General features: G+C 39.3%; 3 protein-coding genes and 1 pseudogene. All 4 read left to right on the top strand.

The genetic code is table 11. The features are described 5' to 3' along the window. Positions 1 to 229: pseudogene (locus tag ASJ81_RS22745) on the top strand (COG1361 S-layer family protein); the annotation flags it as partial. A gap of 33 nt (positions 230 to 262) precedes the next feature. Further along, positions 263 to 1,513, top strand: a complete 1,251-nt coding sequence (locus ASJ81_RS09100; RefSeq protein ID WP_095644197.1) for an ABC transporter permease — start codon at positions 263 to 265, stop codon at positions 1,511 to 1,513. A 918-nt stretch (positions 1,514 to 2,431) separates the two neighbouring features. Continuing rightward, positions 2,432 to 2,914, top strand: a complete 483-nt coding sequence (locus tag ASJ81_RS09095) for a MarR family winged helix-turn-helix transcriptional regulator (RefSeq protein WP_095644196.1) — start codon at positions 2,432 to 2,434, stop codon at positions 2,912 to 2,914. 33 nt (positions 2,915 to 2,947) lie between these two features. Further along, the gene (locus ASJ81_RS09090; RefSeq protein WP_245859989.1) at positions 2,948 to 4,384 is read left to right on the top strand and encodes an MATE family efflux transporter; all 1,437 of its coding nucleotides are present in this window, start codon (positions 2,948 to 2,950) and stop codon (positions 4,382 to 4,384) included. The last annotated feature ends 266 nt before the right edge of the window (positions 4,385 to 4,650 follow it).

Here is a 4,650-nt window from a genome sequence, read left to right as displayed (position 1 = left end):
TCCCGTTACTAAAGAAGTTAATCTCGAAACTACAACATCAGGAAATATGACTGCAGCAGGAGGTCCGGGAGGCCCAGGTAACAGTGCTGGAGTCGGTTCGTACCTACCGTACATCGGACTGCTGGTCCTTGCAGGCGGAATATTCGTTTATCGTAAGAAGATACACGAAAGGATACAGGCAAGAAAAGGTAAACAATTCGAGTACAAAAAACCTGACAAGGAAGTCTGAAAAACACTCTACTAGCGAATGGAAGGATGCAAAATGAGACAATCAACATACCTGAAAATGGGTCTGAACATGCTTGTTCACAGTAAACTCCGAAGCTGGCTGACCATTATCGGGATAGTTATAGGAATCGGATCTGTTGTCGGCATCCTCTCCCTCGGGGATGCCATGCAAGAGCAGGTTCAGAGCAGGCTTGCCGAGATGGATCTTACAAAAATAACCATAAGTCCAGGATACTCCAAGGCATCATCGAATATGCCTGGAGGTCCAGGGGGTGGAGGAAGAGGGGGAGGTACGACAACAGATGTTGAATTAACGGATACGGACATTGCAGCACTTCGAGGATTGAATAATATATCATACATAGAAGGAGAGATTAGCGGTAGTGTGTCGGTGATCTATGCAGCGCAAAATGCAACCCTTTCAGTCACAGGTGTAGACCCACAGGTCTGGCAGTATATGACTACACTAAAAACACAATCCGGAAGATTGCTTGAACCTTCAGATAAGTATGTTGCAGTTATCGGAAGCGGTGTTGCAAGTGGAATTTATGACCAGGATATCGGAGTTAATCAGGTAATAACTGTAAACGGTAAAGCCGTGCGAGTTGTTGGAATTCTGTCAGAAGAAGGTGAAGGTGACAGAGGTATTTACATGCCTATCGATGGAGCAGTAACCCTGATCGATGATGCACAAAATGGTGTTTATGATAGCATATCTGTAAAAGCCAAGAGCGAAGATGCAGTAGACAACCTGACAGAAGATATCGTGGATAAGCTCATGATCTCAAGGCACATTGTCAGTGATGATGATAGAGACTTTTCGGTGTCAGCTTCTAAATCTATGGCTGAATCCGTCACTGAAATGACGAGTTCAATGTCTCTGTTCCTTGGTGCCATTGCAGCAGTGTCCTTGCTTGTGGGAGCTGTCGGTATTGCCAATACTATGTTTACCTCGGTCCTGGAAAAGACCAAGGAGATCGGAACTATGAAAGCCATTGGGGCAAAAAACAGGGATATCCTTATGATTTTTCTCTTTAATTCCGCAATGGTTGGTCTTGTTGGTGGTATCCTTGGAGATATTCTTGGAGCTTGTGTTTCAACTCTCTTCCCTCTGCTTGGTTTGCAGATGATGGGAGGAGGAGGAGATAGTTCAGGTATATACCTTGCTCCTGACTTAATGGCTTTAGGGCTCATCCTGGCAATTTTAATAGGAGTGATTTCAGGAGTAGTCCCTGCGTACAGGGCTTCAAAGTTAAAACCAGTAGATGCACTGAGATATGAATAAACGGAAAATAGAGGAAAATGAAAAAGAGAGGGTTGATCCCCTTTCTTAATTTCTGCTTTTTTGTTTTGCGGTTTTGTGAAAAATAATTTTACTGCCCTGAAACTGTTTGAAAAATGACTTATTTAAAACGGGGATAACTGGAGAGAAACAGTTGAACAAAAAGATCCAAAATTTGCTGTTGTTGGGAGTCCTATTAATGATCTTGGGTACATTTCTGAAAATAACCATAAACCCGTTTTTTGGGGTACAGGGACTGTAACTGCATTATTCGTGGTTTTGCTTTTTAGAATAGATCCCCTAAATCCGGGAGGCAAAGATTGAAATCTCGTCATTTGCTTTTTATACTGATTTTTATGAATTGATATATTTAATTTGGTTACTTAAGCAACTGATATATGTTTTTGTGATCTATAAATTAGATTAATTTTCTATATCCTACAGATATACGCAAATGTAAAATTTTATTTATCTATTTCAGTGTTTTTGGGAATTAATTACTTAAATTATAATAGTAAAGGCTAAAATATAAAGGCTAAAGATATTGTTTTTATAATTTCTGATATGACATAATATTATTATCAAATACTATAACTCTAACAAAGATATTATTTTTGCTAGTTATTGTTTTTCAGATTTTTCAATCTGGAAAGTAATTGTTTATCTATTTAATTTAGTATCATGCGAAACGATTATATACTCATAAACCTATTAAGCCGACGATAGTGTCATATGGAACGATTTAATGCATATATCATCCAATATCAGTACAAACAGTCCAGACTCCTTAAAATGAAGTAAGGCTATATAAAATCCAAAAATAAACTCTTTCCGTTAAATCTGTTTTATATGCAACTATTACATCGATATCTTCAATTTCAATATTGATCACTCCGTTCCTAAAATGTGAAGGATAAATTTATGGGAAATTTTAGAGAAGTAAACTTAAAGGAAATAGACCCTAGAGAAATATTAGGTCCGATTTCTCACATCTACCGGAGCAATGTGGCATACATGGCAAAGGAACTTGATGCTTACAGGGTCGGAAGCGGACAGTTTGAGTTTTTACTGTTTTTGTACCACAGAGATGGAATATCCCAGGAAACTCTTGCAAAAACCCTGAAAGTTAGCAAAGCAACAAGTGCCAGAGCAATCCAGAGTCTGGAAACAGAAGGTTACGTTTACAGGGAAAGAGACGAAACTGACCTTCGAGCTTACAGGGTTTACCTGACTGAAAAAGGGAAGGAAATGAGAGATATAATTTTTAAAAAGCAGACTTCTTTCATATCTATTCTCTTTTCGGATTTTACCTTTGAAGAAAAAGAAATTTTCAGGCTACTAATTCACAAAGCTGCGATTAAACTTTTTGAACCTGGGTTTGAGCCTCCGTCGGATAAGACCTGATGACATAAAGTAAAAACGGTTGAGATGAGAAACATGGATGAAAAAACGGTTGAGATGATAAATATGGATGAAAAAAGTGAATTTCTTGGCAAAGACAATATAAGAAAGCTCCTGTTTAAACTTTCAGTTCCCATTATCATCGGACTGCTGGTACAGGCTATTTATAATGTTGCGGACACTTTTTATGTGGGAATGGTCTATGGAGCAGACAGTGTTCAGGCCATAGGCGGACTTTCTATAGCTTTTCCGGTTCAGATGATAATAATGGCTTTTGGAATTGTTCTGGGGACAGGAGGTTCTTCCATAATTTCACGTGCCCTTGGAGCCCGAGAAAGTGAAAAAGCCGAAAGAGTTCTTGGAAATGTTTTTTCCCTGAGTTTAATTTTAAGCGTGCTTATAGCCATTCCCTGCCTTTTTTATCTTGAATCGATTCTAAAGGTTTTCGGAGCAACTGCTGGAGTCCTGCCCTATGCCAGAGATTATCTTAACTATATAATACTGGGAGGGACGTTCTTTGTCTTTGGAGTCGCTGTTCAGAATATTGTCCGATCTGAAGGAAATGCCCGCCTTGCAATGACTGCTATGATTTTAGGAGGCGGCCTCAATATTTTCCTTGACCCTGTTTTCATGTTTGGTTTCGGGATGGGTGTTAAGGGCGCTGCAATTGCAACTGTAATTTCACAAGCTGTAGCTTCGGTCTGGCTCCTGCTATACTATCTTAAAGGAAAAGGGGCTGTCCGTTTCAGGCCAGAAACCTTGAAACTAGATCTGAAAATTATTAAGGAAATTGGGGCTATTGGTACCGGATCTTTTGTGATGGAAAGCGCAAGCAGTGTCATGATGATTTTTGTGTACAATGCCCTTGCAGTTTACGGAGGAGACGTCGGAATTGCCGTTTTTGGTGTAGTAATGAAGATCAATTCCTTTATCTTCCTGCCCCTCCTGGGTATGGCCTTTGGCATGCAACCGGTTATAGGGTTTAACTATGGAGCAAAGAGATATGGAAGGGTGGCAGAAGCCGTTAAAATCTCGCTTGTAGCAACAACGACTTTCGGGCTTTTTGGATTGGTTATTATTTACTTCTTAAAAGAACAACTCCTCGGATTATTCAGTACAGATCCTGAATATCTTGAGCTTGGGAAAAACGCTATAATTATCATGCTTCTGGGAACGCCTTTAATAGGTATGAATGTAATTACTTCAACCCTGTTCCAGGCCCTGGGAAAAGCCAGACCCGCTTTCCTCCTTTCCATGAGCCGAGAGCTTCTTTTCCTGATCCCTGCTATTGTCCTCCTTCCCCAGTTCTACCAACTGTATGGAGTCTGGATAGCTTATCCGGTCGCGGACTCTCTGGCGTTTCTGCTTTCCGGGTTTATGCTTTTAAGGATATACAGGATTTTCAAAGAACATAGAGATTCTTCAAAAATAGGTGTAGGAGCAGAAACCGCAGATAAAATCTCTCCTATCTAACATTTTTCATATCTGATGGTTAATATCTAACAGTCCATAATAGGGACACAATTCCATAATCTAGTGATTTCTCTTATTGTTCTTTCCTCAAACCTACAATTTTCTCTGCTGACTACCTCAAAAAGCTGCAATAATCTTGAAAAACAAATTCTTTGGCATTTTTGCCAAAGAATTTGTTTATTCATTAGATATTTTTTTTGAATATTTTATCTAAAATCAATACGCTCCGCTACTTTCTAAAGTGAAACTTTTATCAAAATAGCTTA

This window comes from Methanosarcina spelaei, assembly GCF_002287235.1.
Lineage (GTDB): Archaea > Halobacteriota > Methanosarcinia > Methanosarcinales > Methanosarcinaceae > Methanosarcina > Methanosarcina spelaei.
The sequence above is the reverse complement of the archived record's forward strand: the minus strand, read 5'-3'. Positions and strand labels throughout refer to the sequence as shown.